Origin of the sequence: Ornithinibacillus sp. FSL M8-0202 (assembly GCF_037975285.1) — a bacterium.
GTDB classification, from domain to species: Bacteria; Bacillota; Bacilli; order Bacillales; family Amphibacillaceae; genus Ornithinibacillus; species Ornithinibacillus massiliensis.
On sequence record NZ_CP150248.1, the window covers coordinates 1,584,916 to 1,601,582 of the forward strand.

Here is a 16,667-nt window from a genome sequence, read left to right on the forward strand (position 1 = left end):
ACCTCCCGACACCCTTTCAAACCGCCACATGTTAAAATGATAAAGAATTGATTCTCATTAAGTTGGAACATTAAAATAAGGGAACACATAAAAGGAAGTGACAATCATGAATCAAGCTGCCATCGTATTCCATAACGTAAATTATTCTACAGATGGTCTACATATTTTAAGAAACATAACCGGTTCCTTTCCTGATGGTAAAGTCACAACGCTTGTTGGCCCATCAGGCGCAGGAAAATCTACTCTATTTAAACTTTGTAACGGATTACGTTCTCCTGAATCTGGGGAAATTTTAATCAAAGGAAAATCAATAAATGAATATAATCCGATAGAATTACGTAGAAAGGTTGGCATTGCTTTACAAAGTGCCACCATGATTAAAGGTACTGTATTAGAAAACCTCGAACTACCACTTGCACTACAGGGAGAACGTATTGACAGAAATTATGCCGAAGAATTACTACATGATGTTGGATTAGGAGCAGAGCTATTGGAGCGACACGCTAAGGATTTATCCGGTGGACAACGTCAAAAGCTATCTATTGCTCGTACTTTAGTAAATAAACCAAGCGTATTATTACTAGATGAAATTACTTCATCACTTGACCGAGTATCGCAACATGATATTGAAGAGCTAATTGAGAAGATTAATGAGAAATATGGGACAACCATGATTTGGATTACCCATAATCTAGATCAAGCTTTAAGAATTGGCCACTACACATGGGTCATGATGAACGGGGAGCTAATTGAATCAGGAGATAGTTCCTTATTAAGGAATCCACAAGATAAACGTGTCCAAAAATTCGTAAAGGGGGAATTAGAATGAGCTTTCTTACACTATCATTGACGCTAATTTTCGTTCTAATTCCACTTATTCTATCTCGAACATTAAAACTCGGTTTAGAAAAGGACACCCTGATCGCTACCATTCGGTCTATCATTCAGTTACTTGCCGTAGGATATGTTCTACAATATGTATTTGATGCAGAACACATTCTCTTTATTCTCCTAATGATCCTGCTTATGATCGGTGCCGCAACTCAGAATGCTCGGAAAAAAGGTGCTTCTATTCAAGGGATTACGTGGAAGTTATTTATTACATTCGTTTTTATTGAGGTATTAACACAAAGTATCTTACTTGGTCTTCACATTGTGCCACCAACACCACAATATATTATCCCGATTAGTGGGATGGTCATTGGGAATTCGATGGTACTTGGCATCTTGTTTTTAAACCGATTTACAGCAGAGGTTGAAAATACACAAGATGAAACAGAGCTAATTCTATCCTTAGGCGGTACACCTAAACAAGCCATTCATACTCAATTGATTACGGCTATCAAAGCAAGTACAATCCCAACAATTGAGAGCCAGAAAACGATCGGACTTGTTCAGTTGCCCGGGATGATGAGTGGTCAAATCATTGCAGGCGCAGATCCTGTACAAGCCGTTCAATTTCAACTGTTAATCTTATTCCTATTATTAACTACTGCAGTCGTAACCAGTATTATGCTAGGATACCTATCCTATCCAGCGCTATTTAATAAGCAAATGCAGTTTCTAAAGTTTCATCAATAATCAACACGGGAATCTTGTTATGAACACGATTCCCTTTCCTTGTATTTAAACCGGATTTTCCAATAGAATATAATTATCCAATACTTTAGGAGGTAATGATATTGTCAAATAAAGTACGAATCGGTAAAACGGACTTAGTGGTAAATCCTATTGGTTTAGGAGCCAATGCAATTGGTGGTCATAATCTTTACCCAGGAATTGATGAGCAAATTAATAGAGAGTTATTACAAACCGCCATTAAGGAAGGGCTAGACTATATTGATACAGCATTTACATATGGCATGGGACGATCCGAAGAAATAATTGGTGAAGTAATGAAGGAAATGGGCAATCGTCAACAAATGGTTATTGCTACAAAGGGTACTCAAAAACTTGTAAATGGTGAAACAATCGTTGATAATTCACCAGAATTTCTACGAGAAACAGTTGACGCTAGTCTAAAAAGACTTCAAACAGACTATATCGATTTATTTTACATCCACTTTCCTGATGAAAAAACACCTAAGTACGAAGCTGTTGGTGCATTAAAAGAACTTAAAGATGCAGGAAAAATCAGAGCCATTGGCGTATCGAACTTCTCATTAGAACAATTAAAAGAAGCAAATCAAGATGGATATGTCGATGTATTACAAGGTCATTATAATTTATTAAATCGCCAACCTGAGAATGACCTGTTCCCTTACACGCTAGAACACAATATTTCCTTTGTTCCATATTTCCCATTTGCTTCTGGCTTACTCGCAGGAAAATACACTAAAGAAACAACCTTTAATGATTTCCGTGCTAATATGCCTCACTTCCAAGGGGAAGCATTCGAGCAAAACCTACAAAAGGTAGAAACACTAAAGGAAATTGCCAATACGAAGCAAACAGAAGTATCCAACATTGTCCTTGCCTGGTATCTCGCACAGCCTGCAATTGACACCGTCATCCCAGGAGCTAAAAAACCGGAGCAAGTCATACAAAACCTTAAAACATTAGAGGTACAATTATCAAAAGCCGAAATTGAAACCATCGATCGGATTTTTTCATAAGAGGGTAGCCCCCTCTTTTTTTATTTGGCTTATTATGTACTTCAATGCTTGAAAAGATCGGGCGCCATTGTTCTACGACTGACCCCTAGGTATAGTCTTGTGCAGATTTGAGACAGGCATCGCTTGAATAGAAAAAAATTTCCCAATAAAAATTGCTTAATATCGTCATATTTGCGAAAACTACAAACAAGGTCATTTGACAATTTCAGCATAACCAGATAAAATATACTTAATTAAAGATATTTAAATTCATAATAATTAAATTAAAAATAAGAAGGTGTAAACATGAGCGAGAATCTTTCATTAAAAGCATTTGTTGTTCTAATGAAGGCTTCCAAGTCTCTACAAGAGGTGATTAAGCACGATATTAGCAATCATGGAATGCGTACCTCTGACTTTGAAATTCTTGAAGCACTTTATCATAAAGGCAGACTTACCGTAAAGGAAGTATCCGATGCCGTTCTCATAAACACAGGTTCCATTACCTATGTCATTGATAAATTAGAGAAAAAAGGATTACTAGAAAGAAGTCATTGTAAAGACGACCGAAGAGTAGTCTATATCCATATAACAGATGAAGGAAAAAAACTAATGGACGAAGTATTTCCACAGCATCAGCAAGTAATAGAAAGCTTATTCGAGGGCATCTCTGATGAAGACAAAGAGACACTTATTAGCGTACTAAAACAAGTCGGACAAAAAGCAGGCCAATGAAAGGCGGATGATGAACAATGAAAAAGACAGCAGGAATTCACCATATCACGGCAATCGTAGGACACCCTCAAGAAAATGTTGATTTTTATGCTAGTGTTCTTGGCTTACGGTTAGTTAAAAAGACAATAAACTTTGATGATCCAGGCACTTATCATCTCTATTTCGGAAACGATGGCGGTCGACCAGGGTCCATTATTACATTCTTCCCTTGGGCAAATGCATACCAAGGAAAGATAGGGGATGGCCAAGTAGGTGTCACTTCTTATGCTATTCCTACCGGCTCCATGGATTTCTGGGAACAAAGACTAGCGAAATTTAATATCACATACACGAAATCCAATCGCTTTCAAGAAACCTATCTAGCATTTGATGATGTTCACGGTTTAAAGCTTGAATTAGTAGAACGTGAGGATGGCGAGATTAATAATTGGACTATTGGTGATATAACTCCTGACGTTGCAATTAAAGGTTTTGCTGGAGCCACATTATTATCCTCCCAACCAGAAGAAACAGCACGTTTACTTGTTGATGTCATGGGGCTTGAAAAAATCGGGGAGGAAAATGACCTTATTCGATTCCAATCTCATGGAAGCCTCGGAAATATCATTGACCTAAAAAAGACTACGACTGGTAAAGGGCAGATGGGAGTTGGCACGGTTCACCATATCGCCTGGAGAGCAACAGATGATGCAGATCAACTGGATTGGAAAAAGCATGTAGAGAGTAATGGTTACGGGGTGACCCCAGTACGAGATCGGAATTACTTTAATGCCATTTATTTCAGAGAACATGGCGAAATTTTATTCGAAATCGCAACAGACCCACCAGGCTTTGCACATGATGAATCGTATGAAACGATGGGGACAGCGTTAAAACTCCCTTCCCAATATGAAATGTATCGGGAAAAGCTAAATGATCATTTGATTCCAATTCAAGTTCGAAATTTAGATAACTAATTTGGGGGGATTGTTGTGCTTTCCTTTTATCCAGAAAGCCAATCAGAACGCGAGAATTATAAATTGCTTATTGGCTCCATCATTCCAAGACCTATTGCATTTGTCACAACAAAAGCAGCAGATGGGACAATAAATGGAGCGCCATTTAGTTATTTTAATATTGTATCCTCCAACCCACCTATCGTTTCATTAGCCATACAGCGTAAGAATGGCAAGATGAAGGATACAGCACGAAATATAACGGAAAATGGGGAGTTTGTTATTCACATCGTCGACGAACAAAATGTTGATAACATTAATAAAACCGCCGCCACTCTCCCACCAAATAAGAGTGAAATTACTGTAGCCGGCCTTACCCCTGTCCCAAGTGAAAGAATCTCTGTACCCGGTGTACAGGAGGCGAAAGTAAGATTCGAATGTAAGCTAGAGCAAATCATCGCATTAGATGCAGCAGATGGCGAAAAGGGTTCCGACCTAATCCTTGGTAAAATCATCACGTATCATATTGACGAGGAAATTTATGAAGATGGGAAAATTAACCCTGTAAAGTTAGCAGCGATTAGTCGATTAGCAGGGGCTAACTATGCTAAAGTCGGGGAGATTTTTTCCATCGAAAGACCAAAATAAAAAGGAGCTTTTCATATGAAGCATATTTTCCAAAAGGGAACAAATCCCGATAAACCAACTTTATTATTACTGCACGGAACTGGCGGGACTGAACAAGATCTTCTTCCACTTGCAGAAATGATTGATAAAGAAGCCAATATCCTAAGTGTTCGTGGTAATGTACTGGAAAATGGTATGCCACGATTCTTCAAACGGTTAGCAGAAGGTGTCTTTGATGAAGAGGACCTAATATTTCGTACAAAGGAACTAAATGAATTCTTGGATGAAGCCTCGGAAAAATATGGCTTTGCTCGTAACAATATAATTGCTATCGGGTATTCTAATGGAGCAAATATTGCCGCAAGTCTTATGTTCCACTTTCAAGATGCGCTACGTGGTGCAAGCCTCCACCATCCAATGGTACCAAGAAGAGGAATAACATTACCAAATCTAGCTAATAAAAGGGTATTTATTTCGGCTGGCACGAATGATCCTATTTGTCCTGCCCAAGAATCAGAAGATCTTCAATCATTATTAGAAAATGCTGGTGCAGATGTTACGTTACACTGGGAAGACAAAGGTCACCAATTGACCATCAGTGAAGTAAGAGCAGCAACAGATTGGTATCATAATTTATAAGTTGCTGAAAAATGAGATCTACGCTTTTAGTAGATCTCATTTTATTATCCACAGGTTATTCACTAATGCGTAAATGAATGGTATTAGACGCAGGGTCTTTTACCCTATAGTAATCTTCTATCCGAACAACCTCGGCCCCGATATTTCGAAGACTGTCGATTCTCTTCTGTCTTGTTTCTTCATCTGGCAGCACTAAAGTAAAGTAATGTAGTCCAACACTATGAGTGCTAGGCGCTGGTGCACCCACGCCATTCCATACATTTAATCCGATATGATGATGGTAACCACCAGTAGAAGCAAATAACGCTCCCGGATATCTCGTCACGATATTGAATCCAAGCCCGTTCACATAGAAATGTTCAGTAGCTTCCAAATCGGCAACATGTAGATGGATATGCCCCATTACAGACTCCTCTGGTATGCCATCCCACTCCTTATCACTTTCCGCCAACAGACTCTCCGCATCTAAAGCGACCGTACCCATGTCCACTGTACCATCATCCCAATTCCAGGAAGCAGACGGTCTATCGCTTGCCACCTCAATACCATTACCATCTGGATCATCAAAGTAAAGCGCCTCACTTACATAGTGATCTGAGGCTCCTAGCCGGATATGGGGCCCCTCTGTTTGTACTAAATGCTTAAGAAAGTTGGCTAAATCTCTCCTTCTTGGTAATAATATGGCAAAGTGATAAAGTCCTGTTGTCCGAGCTTGCTTTCCCCTTACCTCTTCTGGTTGTTCCAAGATAAGAATGGGACGAACACCATCTGGGGATAAGACTACCTTACTGTCCGTCTGCTGCATGATTTGAAATCCCAAGACACGTTGATAGAAGTCCAAAGACTTCTGCAGGTCACTAACATATATGTTTACTTCCCCAACGAATGTGGTTGGCTTTTGAAAAAATTTCTGTTCCATTTCACAACCTCCTTTATGTTACTTTTTAAAATCTAGTTACTTTATGTAAATATAATATCTACTTCTGTTGATTGTCAATAAAACCATGTCATCGCTATTATTAGTTCTAAGACTAGAACCATTCCATACTATAGAAAAGTAAAATTAACTTTCTATTTTTGCGGAGTTGTACTATACTAGATAAGTTGCTTGGAAGACGTGGTTCGAAACCATCCCACGTAAAAAAACTAAGGGAGAGATTAATATGAAAGCAAGAACATTAGTTGTAAATGCTCTGATTGCAGCATTGTACATTGCTGTTTCAGCGCTAATCGTTCCATTCGGATTTACGAATGTACAGTTTCGTATTTCCGAGGTGTTCAACCATCTTATTGTTTTCAATAAGAAATATTTCTTCGGGATTGTGATAGGGGTACTGTTATACAACCTATTATTCTCACCTCTAGGTTGGTATGATTTAGTATTTGGTGTTGCCCATTCTGCCATATCACTTGGTATCATCATCCTATTAGGGAAATATGTGAAAAACATCTTAGCATTATTAATAGCAAATACATTGGTATTTACATTTAATATGTTTATTATTGCATTTGAACTCAATTTAGCATTAGAGCTACCATTCCTATTTACATGGTTAACAACCGCAGTAGGAGAGTTCGCAGTACTAGCTATAGGTATACCAATTATTTATGCACTTAATAAGCGAATAAATTTCAATAAGCTTATATAATATAGAGAAAGACCTTCACAATCCTAGACTGTGAAGGTCTTTTTTATTTAATCTTATCTTGTAATGCTCGCATTTCTTTGTCTAATTGTTGCATTAAAACTTCCATACCTTCTTTTTTGGACATACCTTCTGGAAGCTGAATCGGTTCCCCGTAGATTAATCTTGGTTTAATTCTTTTGAACAAATCTTTAAAATTATTTGGTCCGACATAAGCAGCAGGCACAATTGGTACATCAGAATGCGCAGCGATAGTCACTGCACCACGTTTCAAAGGTACATCCTCACTAGATCGTGTACCGCTCGGGAAAATCCCAACAACCTTCCCTTCCTTTAATAGCTTACGTGGTGTTTTAATGGCACTCGGACCCGGATTCTCACGATCGACTGGGAATGCGTGTAAGTTCTCCATTAACCACTTTGTAAATTTCGTTTGAAAAAGCTCTTTCTTTGCCATATAATGAATTTCTGTTGGCAAAGTCGCAATACCAAGCCATAAAATATCGACAAATCCAGTATGTGTACATGCAATAACATAACTACCCGACTTCGGGAGATTTTCTTTTTGATATACTTTTATTCTTCCGAAAAGGCTCAGAAAACCCTTTACAACATTTGCAGCAAATTTATACATTTCTTCATCCTCTATTCTCAATCAACTTACTTTTATTATATTTTACCACAAACTCATATTACCTGATACTAATTTCATTAAATTTGAATGGTGAATTTCCAACTTTACAAGTCTTTAATAAACGTAATCAATCGTCCAGCTTCTTTAAAGCCAAGGCTCATATGAAATGGATAACTATCTTGATTATCAACTTCCATATCAGAGCCTACTTGCGTACAACCATGTCTTTTAAACCATTTCTTCCCTTCATGAAAAAGCTTAGTTGATATTCCCTTTCTTCTGTACTCTTGCTTCACATAGACTCCCTCTATATAACCTGTAGGGCTGGTTTCCGAACCTTGAACATAATCAGTACGTATGGACAAATGCATAAACGCAATTGGTTGCTCATCCTCTACATACAATAGAAATCTATGATTAGAATTTTCTAATATTTGCTTTAACTCATTTTCAAGTGCCTCAGAATTATTTCCGTTATATAGTTCTGACGCTAGATTGGTAAGGTCTTTCAGTTGTTCCGTTGTAGCTTCTATTATGGTTCCCATGCTTTTTCACCCCTCTATTAATCATATTATTTAAGCTAAGAATAGCTTTTTATCGTTAGTTAATCCATCCTCTATGTTTTATTTGTAATATCTATCAAAAACTGGATTATTTTATTGCATACTTGGTAAGCATAATTACTGTGAATAAAGTACATATGAAAGAGGCGATAGAATGGATAAATCCAATGAAACACCAGAAACGAATATTGAGCACGATGACACACTGACTACCAGACAAGGACATCCTGTCACCAATAATCAAAACATTCGTACAGTCGGTAATCGTGGACCAGCTACATTAGAAAACTATGACTTTATCGAGAAGATTAGTCACTTTGACCGCGAAAAGGTTCCAGAAAGAATCGTACACGCTCGCGGGGCTGGTGCTCATGGGTACTTTGAAACATATGGAACAGTTGGTGATGAGCCTGTGTCTAAGTACACACGTGCAAAAGTGTTCCAAGGAAAAGGAAAACGCACACCGGTATTTGCTCGTTTTTCCACAGTTGTTGGTGGGAATGACTCTCCTGAAACAGCACGTGATCCAAGAGGATTTGCCATTAAATTCTACACAGAGGATGGGAACTGGGATTTAGTTGGAAATAATCTAAAGATCTTTTTCATCCGAGATGCGATGAAATTCCCTGATATGATTCATGCCTTCCGTGCTGATCCGGTAACGAACATGCAGGATCCACGAAGATTTTTCGACTTTTGCGCTAATTCTCCAGAAACCTTCCATATGGTGACCTTTGTTTATTCACCTTGGGGTATCCCAGCTAATTACCGGATGATGCAGGGGTCTGGGGTTAACACGTATAAATGGGTCAACAGCGAGGGAAAAGCTGTATTGGTTAAATACCACTGGGAACCAAAGCAAGGCATCAAAAATTTAACCGTCAAGGAAGCAGCAGAAATCCAGGCAAAGAGCGTTAACCACGCTACCCAGGATTTATATGAAGCGATCGAACGTGGCGATTACCCAGAATGGGAACTATTTGTTCAAATCATGGAGGATGGCCCACATCCTGAGCTAGACTTTGATCCGCTGGATGACACAAAGCTTTGGCCTGAAGACCAATTCCCTTGGCTACCGGTTGGGAAAATGGTCTTAAATAAGAACCCAGAGAACTATTTTATGGAAGTAGAACAGGCTGCTTTCGGTACCGGGGTACTTGTAGATGGTCTGGACTTCTCTGATGACAAGATGCTTCAAGGTAGAACCTTCTCCTACTCCGATACCCAGCGCTATCGTGTTGGAGCAAATTATTTACAATTACCAATTAATGCAGCTAAGAAACGTGTAGCAACAAACCAAGAGGGTGGTCAGCTTCGTTACCACAATGATAAGGCACCAGGGCAGAACCCACATGTTAACTATGAACCGTCCATCTTAGGTGGACTAAAGGAAGCCGAGCAGATTGGAACCGAGCACACCCCACATGTAGAAGGAAATCTTGTAAGAGAATCTATCGAAAGACAAGATAATACAAAGCAGGCTGGTGAAACATACCGCCGTTTCGAACAATGGGAAAAAGATGAGTTAATCAATAATCTAGTGAATGATTTAGCTATTTGTGATAAACGAATCCAAGATAAGATGATTGCCTTAGCAGAAGAGGCTGATGAAGAATATGGACGTCGCCTTCGTGAAGGAATCGCTGCCAAAACAAAAGAAATGGGCGACATGAAAATGGAAGCCGGCGAGGAATTCCGTCCTTTAGGTAAAGCAAACGCACCAGAAGCAGTAGATGATGCCATGAAGAAATCCCACGATGCTGATCCATATTAATTTTTTGGAGGTACTAGTTTAGCTAGTGCCTCTTTTTTGTTTGGGAGGATAGGGAGGAAGCCTTTACTCGGTTTGGGCGCATCTCCCTTTCTCTCGGGCTTATTCTCCCCCGCTTTAGGCGCATCTCCTTCTCCCTTGGGCTCATCTTTCCCTGGTTTGGGCGCATCTCTCTTTCACTCGGGCTTATCTCCCTCCGCTTTGGGACCATCTCCTTCTCCCTTGGGCGCATCTTTCCCTGGTTTGGGCTCATCTCCCTTTCTCTCGGGCTTATCTTCCTCCGCTTTGGGACCATCTCCCTTTCTCTCGGGCTTATCCGCCTCCGCTTTGGGACCATCTCCTTCTCCCTTGGGCTCATCTTTTCCTGGTTTGGGCGCATCCTCCCTCCCCCTCTCCCCCCTCCCAAACCCAAAAAAAGACAAGGATCCAATGACCCTTGCCTTAAGTAATTTTAATGATGATGTCCTTTTTTAGGATTAGTGATTACTAATTCTTCCTGTGGAACATAGAAATACTGAATCCATACACCGTCTAACCATTCATTATCTTTTTCCAAAATAATATCAATATCTTTATCCGTTTTGACTACTTCATCATTTTCTGAAGGTGTGTCTAGTCGGATATCGTAATGAGCATGGTCACCGTGTAGATGGGTTACGAGCACTCGAATCATTTTTCCTTGTGCTTCTTCTGTTTCAAGCATTTTCTTCAAATACTTTGCTGCATTGTGATTTATTTTACATTGCATAGTATGTGGCCCCTTTTATTTAATGTTTACTACTATATTGTTTCAGTTTTCTCGAAAAAAGACAAATTAAACATCTTGGAGGATTGAGTCAAGTATTTGTGGGAGATTTTTAAAGTCCCTTATTTTGTATTGTTTTAATTCCAAATTTGACAACGGTTTCAGATTTATATCTTTCCATCTGTTTCCGCTTTTTTACTTTTTTAAATTCCCCGCAATCCTTTTAAAGCATCTGTAATTGGTTTTCCTATAGCCTGTTTTAAATAACCCAAGTTGTTCCGAGTTGCTTCTGCAGCGCTGTCCTTTAGCTTCTCTACAAAGTGTTTAGGTGGCTTTTCTTCCTTGTTTTTCCGTGTTAAGTCCTGCGTCTGTTCAAGTATCCCATGTAGCGTTTTAATCTCCAGTTTGTCTTTCAAAGCGACCATGATATCAATGAATTTATCAAGTCCTTTATCACTCCAGCTACGTCCATTTTTAAGCCGTCTAGCGAAAACACTCATGGTTCCTTCCGCACTACCCATTGGACGGAATCCTGTTGTGTCTATACCTTTTCCTTTTAATTTTTCACGGTAATCTCCCAGTGCTTCCGGATATTGAGAAAGCTGCGCAATTAACTCTTCCAGTCGTTCTTCTTTCTATTCATTATCAAGCGTGCCCACAGCGCTGTTTAATTCCACCATGAAACCTTCCCAGTCATATTTTGCTAGTTTCTTTCGGATGGAACGATATCTTGAATGATCCCGAAATAAACGCTGCACATCCCGGGCAACATGAAAACGATCAATGACAAAAGTCGCGTTGTGTTGGAAATAATCCCGGCAGGATGTAATCCACTTCGCTCCATCTCCGTTAATAACTAGGTGATGCTTGGTTGGATCGTACTCGTAAGTCGTCATTAAAAACTGTTCAAATTCCTCCCAAAACGGGAGTTTCCCTTCATGAATGAAATGTCGTTTTTCAACTAGTTTTGCCCGTTTGCCATTCATTTCCCAGCCCTGATGCACACTGGCAATCTTAATTTCCCTTCCTTTTTTCTTTTTCTCCTGACTTTTTGTATAAAGTCCGTCAACCTCCACAAACACAACATCATTTTCTAGTGATACTGATTCTTCTGGAACTACTTCTGTATTCAAAAGCTGTTGACGTATACCTTCATGACTGATTACAGGGTAGCCCAAAAGCTTCTCCATTGTTTTACCAGCCTGTCTGTAGGAAACGCCTGTCACGGCCAGTTCAATAGCTAAATCCTGCACCACTGGACTCATACCTTTCGTACCGTCAAAAGCCAAATATTGATCCAATAAATAAACGTACTTTCCAGATTCTTTATCTCGATAATAATTTCTTTTCAGTTCTACCTGACCAAAAACAGAATCAAACTTTAGAGTTCGCTTATCCTTTAGATAAAACCTTTTTTTATCTCTTCCTAAAGCAATCGCCTCATCTAATTCTTTAAGAGTCTGTACCATCACCTGGGAAAAGCTTTCCTGCAAAGCTCGGTATGTAATTTTTTCTAATTCTTTCATTGTTAGCGTAGATATGATATCTTTCATTTGAGGGCCTCTTTCTATAGTTGTTGTTGTAGGAAACTTAACTATACAAAAGAAGGTCCTTTTTTTCATTGAAAATGCCTCTATACTACTACCGCGCTCCGCTTGCTGGCCTCATCTTTGGTGTTGAAGTCGTAAGACTTCAACACCAAAGATGAGGTATATGTTCTCCCATAAACATTTTACTCTAACATCTTGGAGACAAATCAACATATTCATAAAAGTAGTTTTCATGTATACTGGAAATAAACAGTTTTTTTAGAGGAGGGGAATAATTTGCCGGTACCTGCAAATCATTCTAAGCCAGTTCGAACAACAGCAAAGGAAAGCGCGTACAAGCAAATCCTTCATTGGATAATTGATGGAACTTTATATCCTGGGGAAAAGTTAAATGATACAGAGCTAGCAGAAGCACTCGGCGTTAGCCGTACACCGATACGGGAGTCTTTACAATTACTTGAATCACAAGGATTAGTTAAAATGTATCCCGGTAAAGCTACTCAAGTTACCGAGGTAGAAAAAGAGTCCATTAAAGATTTACTACCTCCTTTAGCCGTATTACAAGCTTTATCAACAGAGCTTGCCATCGATCATATATCAGATAAAACGATATCTTCTTTAAAGAATATTAATCAAGAATTCGCCAATGCTCTTTATCAAAAAGACTACCACACCGCGTTAAACATTGACGAGCAATTTCATCAACTAATTGTTGATACTGCCAATAACTCTTACATAAGTGGGATAGTAGAGAATCTACAGGCACATGTGCGAAGATTGTTCTTCCATAACTCCATTATACTTTCCGAAAGCTCCATCGAGGTTCATGACACTATCATTCATCATATAGAGAATGGGGATAAAGAGAAAGCCTCTGCCTTAATGAAACAAAACTGGCTCGATATTTCAAAGGATTTCAATTTATCCAATACCATTAATCAACAATAAAGAAAGTCGGTCTCCTAAGTAAGGAAACCGACTTTCTTTATAGATTTACAGCTACTTTTCTCATTCTTGCAATGATTCCTGTTATGAGAATGACAATGATAGCAGGGACAAGCCATCCTAGTCCTTCATCATAAAAAGGTAACCAATTTTTATAGAAGGATACAACCGGTTCTAATAGTCTAAAGCCATCTATTCCAAGAGATTCCTGTAGTACTTTCCAACCATCAAAAATACTGATTAAAAATGTTATGGAAATGGTAGACATGTATACGATTCTTGAATGATTAAATAATGGTGATAAAAATACCAAGATCATCAAAACAATGGCAAGTGGATATAACAACATCAACACTGGTACAGAGTACGTAATAATATTCGTTAATCCAAAATTAGCGATGATAAAAGTTATAACCGTAAAGAACGTCACAAGGGTTTTATAACTAACCTTTGGTATCAATCGTTGAAAATATTCTGCACACGCCGTCATTAGACCGATATTGGTAGTTAAACAAGCTAAAATAATCACTACACCGAGTAAAATCGTCCCCACTGTACCAAAATAATATTTTGCAGCACTACTCAGGATCAATCCCCCAGTGTCCAATAGCCCAAATTCCTCTACACCGACAGCGCCCAGATATGCTATACCAACATAGATTAAGCCTAAAAGTATAATCGCCACAAAGCCCGTTTTAAAGGTTGCGGATACAATTTCTTTCCTAGATGATACGCCTAAAGCCTTTATCGCATTTATTACGATAATCCCGAATACTAACGAGGCAAGTGCGTCCATCGTATTATATCCCTCTAGGAAACCTGTGACAAAGGCATTGCTTTGATAGGACTCTAATGGTGCTTGTGCATTCCCCATTGGATTGACAATAACCATTATTAAAAGGATTGCCAGTAGCACTACTATTCCTGGCGCTAATAACTTTCCAACCCGATCTACAATCTTCGCTGGATTTAATGAAAACCAAAGGGATATAGCAAAGAAAAGGACCGTAAATAGGAACAGGGCAAGCGAAGATTTGTTCTCCAAATGAGGTGCTATTGCTATATCAAAGGCCACTGCTCCCGTTCTAGGTGCGGCAAAGAAAGGACCGATTGTTAAATATAATACGGTTGTAAACAATACACCATAAATAGGACTGACCCTACTTGCAAGGTCCTGTAGGTCTTTACTCCCTGAAAATCCCATCGCAATAATTCCCAATAAAGGCAACCCAACACCTGTAAGGAGAAACCCTACGGCAGCTGGCCACATATTCGTTCCTGCTGCTTGTCCAAGTTGAGCAGGAAAGATTAAATTGCCCGCTCCAAAAAATAGAGCAAACAGCATGACTCCTATTATTATATATGAAGAATTCGGTAACTTATCCTTCAATTCTCTCTCTCCTCGTTATAAAATCATAATTATCAGACTATTTTTTTTTTACTGTGCTTCATTTTGCACGAGAATTCATCATACTATCTTTCCGGACAATATGCAATATATTGCAATAATTTTTTAGACAATTTTAAAATAATAGTTACTTCCCAAATAAAAAAGCTAAACAAAGAAAGGCTTTTACCTTCCCCTGTTCAGCCTAGTAATCCTTTGGTACTTCTGTCAACCTTCTTAGCCGGTACGCATTCATAGCTGTCTCTCCTAAGTGATCTAAGAGGTTATAATTTGCATACGCCCCAACAATAGCTCCGAAGCCCGGAATTAACTGTAACATTTTTACTAAATCAATATAATCCCGATATTCTTGCTGAAATACTCTCCAATCCATATCCATTAACTTTTCTTTCTGTTCGTCCCAATGATCAATCACAAAAAAGGTTTCCTTCTTTTTATCATCACTTGAAAAAGCTAACTGAAACACATGTAATAGAAAAAGTCTTTCTTCATATTCTTTCGTATCAAAACCATAAATGGATGCTGCTTCAAATAGAAATTTTATCTTGATTGATAACAATAATGGGAAGTCAGCAAGACCTAAGAAAATACCACCTGCTCCAGTCCCAGCACCTTCTACGGTCGCTGTTTTCCGATACTTCGACAACTTCTCTTTTAAAAGTTCATCTCTTTCATATAAAGTCATGCCACTTTTAGGCTTCTTCGTCGTCATATCTGATCCAACTAAGGTGGCCTTCACCATATTTTTAATTGCTTCCGTCATAACTAGATGTGCTTTTTCTGGAATCAATCCATTGATTTTATTTTGGGCTTTCTTCCCCATTCGGTTTACAAAACTCGGTGACTTCAGTAGCTTCATCCGCCATTTTTGTAAATCATGATAAACCTTGCTTTCATATTCTTTCATAATCTATATATAGCACACCCATCTATAGGTTCTCGATTTCATCTTATTACTATCATACCTTACTAACTTACGAAAAACGATACTAATTTATTCAAGAAACTACACGAGTTGGCCTGTTTAGCTTGGATAGTAAACCATGCTTCGGTGAGCCTATAAAGCTACATAAGAATACGATTCCTGTTGCAAATGCCATCGATGCCGAGATAGAAGTATCTATCCAGGCAGCGATATAATAGCCACCGACTGCAGAAACTACGCCAAATAGTGCACTAATCACTAACATCATCGACAATTTATCTGTCCATAAATAGGCTGATGCGGCAGGTGTAATAAGCATTGCAACAACCATAATAGCTCCAACAGCATCAAAAGAGGCGACCGTAGTAATCGATACAAGGCTCATAAAGAGATAATGTAAAAACACTACCGGTATTCCTAAGCTAGCAGCCAGTGCGGGGTCGAAGGAGGTAATTTTCCATTCTTTATAAAAGAAAATAATACAAACCAACACAATTATCAGCACTAGCGCTAAAATAGCGGTGGCTTCCGGGACCTGACCAACTATAGGAAGTGTCATCGTATTCCAAGGGATAAAGGTTATTTCCCCCATTAATGCATGCTGAACATCTAGGTGAGCATTGCCAACAGACGTCGAAATCAAAATAACACCGATTGCAAATAAAGTTGTAAAAACAATCCCAATTGAAGCATGCTGTTCAATATTTAATTGATTCAACCATTGCACGAATAAAGCTGTTAGTAGTCCTGCAATAATTGCACCAATTAACATATGGGGACCATTTAACTCCCTTGTTATCATAAATGCTACAACAATTCCTAATAAAACCGTATGACTGATAGCATCTGCCATCATCGCCATCTTTCTTAAAATAAGAAATACACCAATAAGACTACACGAAAGCCCTACAAGAGCAGCAGTAAGGATAATCCATGCTGTATAGGCCATA

The 16,667-nt window shown here is 38.8% G+C and carries 18 protein-coding genes, 1 pseudogene and 1 riboswitch; of the genes and pseudogenes, 10 read left to right on the top strand and 9 right to left on the bottom strand.

The window, feature by feature from the left end:
- Window positions 1–106: 106 nt before the first annotated feature.
- The 7 genes from MKY78_RS08225 (at window position 107) to MKY78_RS08255 (ending at window position 5,530) form a co-directional block, all read left to right on the top strand.
- Window positions 107–829 (top strand): phosphate ABC transporter ATP-binding protein, encoded by a 723-nt coding sequence (locus MKY78_RS08225; RefSeq protein WP_186869525.1) that lies wholly within the window; start codon window positions 107–109, stop codon window positions 827–829.
- Window positions 826–1,581: an iron export ABC transporter permease subunit FetB gene (gene fetB, locus MKY78_RS08230; RefSeq protein WP_339217305.1), complete on the top strand. Its 756-nt coding sequence runs from the start codon at window positions 826–828 to the stop codon at window positions 1,579–1,581. The genes MKY78_RS08225 and fetB overlap by 4 nt, the downstream gene beginning before the upstream one ends.
- Before the next feature lie 101 nt (window positions 1,582–1,682).
- Complete coding sequence (locus MKY78_RS08235; RefSeq protein ID WP_339217307.1) at window positions 1,683–2,615, top strand: aldo/keto reductase; 933 nt, start codon at window positions 1,683–1,685, stop codon at window positions 2,613–2,615.
- A 285-nt stretch (window positions 2,616–2,900) separates the two neighbouring features.
- On the top strand, window positions 2,901–3,329 hold the full coding sequence (locus MKY78_RS08240; RefSeq protein WP_339217308.1) for a MarR family transcriptional regulator: 429 nt from the start codon (window positions 2,901–2,903) through the stop codon (window positions 3,327–3,329).
- A 17-nt stretch (window positions 3,330–3,346) separates the two neighbouring features.
- Window positions 3,347–4,285 carry a ring-cleaving dioxygenase gene (locus tag MKY78_RS08245; protein ID WP_339217310.1) on the top strand — a complete coding sequence of 313 codons (939 nt, stop codon included), beginning with the start codon at window positions 3,347–3,349 and terminating at the stop codon, window positions 4,283–4,285.
- Between the two features lie 15 nt (window positions 4,286–4,300).
- The gene (locus MKY78_RS08250; RefSeq protein WP_339217312.1) at window positions 4,301–4,912 is read left to right on the top strand and encodes a flavin reductase family protein; all 612 of its coding nucleotides are present in this window, start codon (window positions 4,301–4,303) and stop codon (window positions 4,910–4,912) included.
- Window positions 4,913–4,927: 15 nt separating this feature from the next.
- Entirely contained in the window at window positions 4,928–5,530 is a 603-nt protein-coding gene (locus MKY78_RS08255; RefSeq protein ID WP_339217314.1) for an alpha/beta hydrolase, read from the top strand.
- Between the two features lie 55 nt (window positions 5,531–5,585).
- On the opposite strand, the gene MKY78_RS08260 is transcribed toward MKY78_RS08255, so the two are convergent.
- On the bottom strand, window positions 5,586–6,449 hold the full coding sequence (locus MKY78_RS08260) for a VOC family protein (RefSeq protein ID WP_339217316.1): 864 nt from the start codon (window positions 6,447–6,449) through the stop codon (window positions 5,586–5,588).
- 192 nt (window positions 6,450–6,641) lie between these two features.
- Window positions 6,642–6,686, top strand: a riboswitch (PreQ1 riboswitch).
- A 7-nt stretch (window positions 6,687–6,693) separates the two neighbouring features.
- On the opposite strand from MKY78_RS08260, the gene MKY78_RS08265 reads away from it, so the two are divergent.
- Window positions 6,694–7,179, top strand: coding sequence for a QueT transporter family protein (locus tag MKY78_RS08265; RefSeq protein ID WP_186869517.1), 486 nt, complete (start codon window positions 6,694–6,696; stop codon window positions 7,177–7,179).
- Window positions 7,180–7,222: 43 nt separating this feature from the next.
- Here MKY78_RS08265 and MKY78_RS08270 read toward each other — a convergent pair whose 3' ends face one another.
- Both MKY78_RS08270 and aac(6') read right to left on the bottom strand, forming a co-directional pair.
- A complete protein-coding gene (locus MKY78_RS08270) occupies window positions 7,223–7,810 on the bottom strand; it encodes a 1-acyl-sn-glycerol-3-phosphate acyltransferase (protein ID WP_186869516.1) in 588 nt (195 codons plus the stop codon).
- Window positions 7,811–7,914: 104 nt separating this feature from the next.
- Entirely contained in the window at window positions 7,915–8,355 is a 441-nt protein-coding gene (gene aac(6'), locus MKY78_RS08275) for an aminoglycoside 6'-N-acetyltransferase (protein WP_339217319.1), read from the bottom strand.
- Between the two features lie 172 nt (window positions 8,356–8,527).
- On the opposite strand from aac(6'), the gene MKY78_RS08280 reads away from it, so the two are divergent.
- Complete coding sequence (locus MKY78_RS08280) at window positions 8,528–10,147, top strand: catalase (RefSeq protein ID WP_339217321.1); 1,620 nt, start codon at window positions 8,528–8,530, stop codon at window positions 10,145–10,147.
- 22 nt (window positions 10,148–10,169) lie between these two features.
- On the opposite strand, the gene MKY78_RS08285 is transcribed toward MKY78_RS08280, so the two are convergent.
- The 3 genes and pseudogenes from MKY78_RS08285 to MKY78_RS08295 form a co-directional block, all read right to left on the bottom strand.
- Window positions 10,170–10,523, bottom strand: coding sequence for a hypothetical protein (locus MKY78_RS08285; RefSeq protein ID WP_339217323.1), 354 nt, complete (start codon window positions 10,521–10,523; stop codon window positions 10,170–10,172).
- Window positions 10,524–10,595: 72 nt separating this feature from the next.
- Entirely contained in the window at window positions 10,596–10,892 is a 297-nt protein-coding gene (locus MKY78_RS08290; RefSeq protein WP_339217325.1) for an iron-sulfur cluster assembly accessory protein, read from the bottom strand.
- Between the two features lie 200 nt (window positions 10,893–11,092).
- Window positions 11,093–12,511: pseudogene (locus tag MKY78_RS08295) on the bottom strand (ISLre2 family transposase).
- Between the two features lie 204 nt (window positions 12,512–12,715).
- On the opposite strand from MKY78_RS08295, the gene MKY78_RS08300 reads away from it, so the two are divergent.
- Complete coding sequence (locus tag MKY78_RS08300; RefSeq protein ID WP_339217327.1) at window positions 12,716–13,387, top strand: GntR family transcriptional regulator; 672 nt, start codon at window positions 12,716–12,718, stop codon at window positions 13,385–13,387.
- A gap of 37 nt (window positions 13,388–13,424) precedes the next feature.
- Here the strand turns inward: MKY78_RS08300 and brnQ are convergent, their stop codons facing one another.
- From brnQ to MKY78_RS08315, 3 genes are all read right to left on the bottom strand, one after another.
- Window positions 13,425–14,774, bottom strand: a complete 1,350-nt coding sequence (gene brnQ / locus MKY78_RS08305) for a branched-chain amino acid transport system II carrier protein (protein ID WP_339217329.1) — start codon at window positions 14,772–14,774, stop codon at window positions 13,425–13,427.
- 202 nt (window positions 14,775–14,976) lie between these two features.
- The gene (locus MKY78_RS08310; RefSeq protein ID WP_339217331.1) at window positions 14,977–15,699 is read right to left on the bottom strand and encodes an EcsC family protein; all 723 of its coding nucleotides are present in this window, start codon (window positions 15,697–15,699) and stop codon (window positions 14,977–14,979) included.
- A 91-nt stretch (window positions 15,700–15,790) separates the two neighbouring features.
- A complete protein-coding gene (locus MKY78_RS08315) occupies window positions 15,791–16,666 on the bottom strand; it encodes a metal ABC transporter permease (protein ID WP_339217333.1) in 876 nt (291 codons plus the stop codon).
- Between the last annotated feature and the right edge of the window lies 1 nt (window position 16,667).

Coding starts and splice junctions, on each gene's coding strand:
- MKY78_RS08225 (WP_186869525.1), top strand. CDS start 107: ATGAATCAAGCTGCCATCGTATTCCATAACGTAAATTATTCTACAGAT.
- fetB (WP_339217305.1), top strand. CDS start 826: ATGAGCTTTCTTACACTATCATTGACGCTAATTTTCGTTCTAATTCCA.
- MKY78_RS08240 (WP_339217308.1), top strand. CDS start 2,901: ATGAGCGAGAATCTTTCATTAAAAGCATTTGTTGTTCTAATGAAGGCT.
- MKY78_RS08245 (WP_339217310.1), top strand. CDS start 3,347: ATGAAAAAGACAGCAGGAATTCACCATATCACGGCAATCGTAGGACAC.
- MKY78_RS08255 (WP_339217314.1), top strand. CDS start 4,928: ATGAAGCATATTTTCCAAAAGGGAACAAATCCCGATAAACCAACTTTA.
- MKY78_RS08260 (WP_339217316.1), bottom strand. CDS start 6,449: ATGGAACAGAAATTTTTTCAAAAGCCAACCACATTCGTTGGGGAAGTA.
- MKY78_RS08265 (WP_186869517.1), top strand. CDS start 6,694: ATGAAAGCAAGAACATTAGTTGTAAATGCTCTGATTGCAGCATTGTAC.
- MKY78_RS08270 (WP_186869516.1), bottom strand. CDS start 7,810: ATGTATAAATTTGCTGCAAATGTTGTAAAGGGTTTTCTGAGCCTTTTC.
- MKY78_RS08280 (WP_339217321.1), top strand. CDS start 8,528: ATGGATAAATCCAATGAAACACCAGAAACGAATATTGAGCACGATGAC.
- MKY78_RS08285 (WP_339217323.1), bottom strand. CDS start 10,523: ATGCGCCCAAACCAGGAAAAGATGAGCCCAAGGGAGAAGGAGATGGTC.
- MKY78_RS08290 (WP_339217325.1), bottom strand. CDS start 10,892: ATGCAATGTAAAATAAATCACAATGCAGCAAAGTATTTGAAGAAAATG.
- MKY78_RS08310 (WP_339217331.1), bottom strand. CDS start 15,699: ATGAAAGAATATGAAAGCAAGGTTTATCATGATTTACAAAAATGGCGG.
- MKY78_RS08315 (WP_339217333.1), bottom strand. CDS start 16,666: ATGGCCTATACAGCATGGATTATCCTTACTGCTGCTCTTGTAGGGCTT.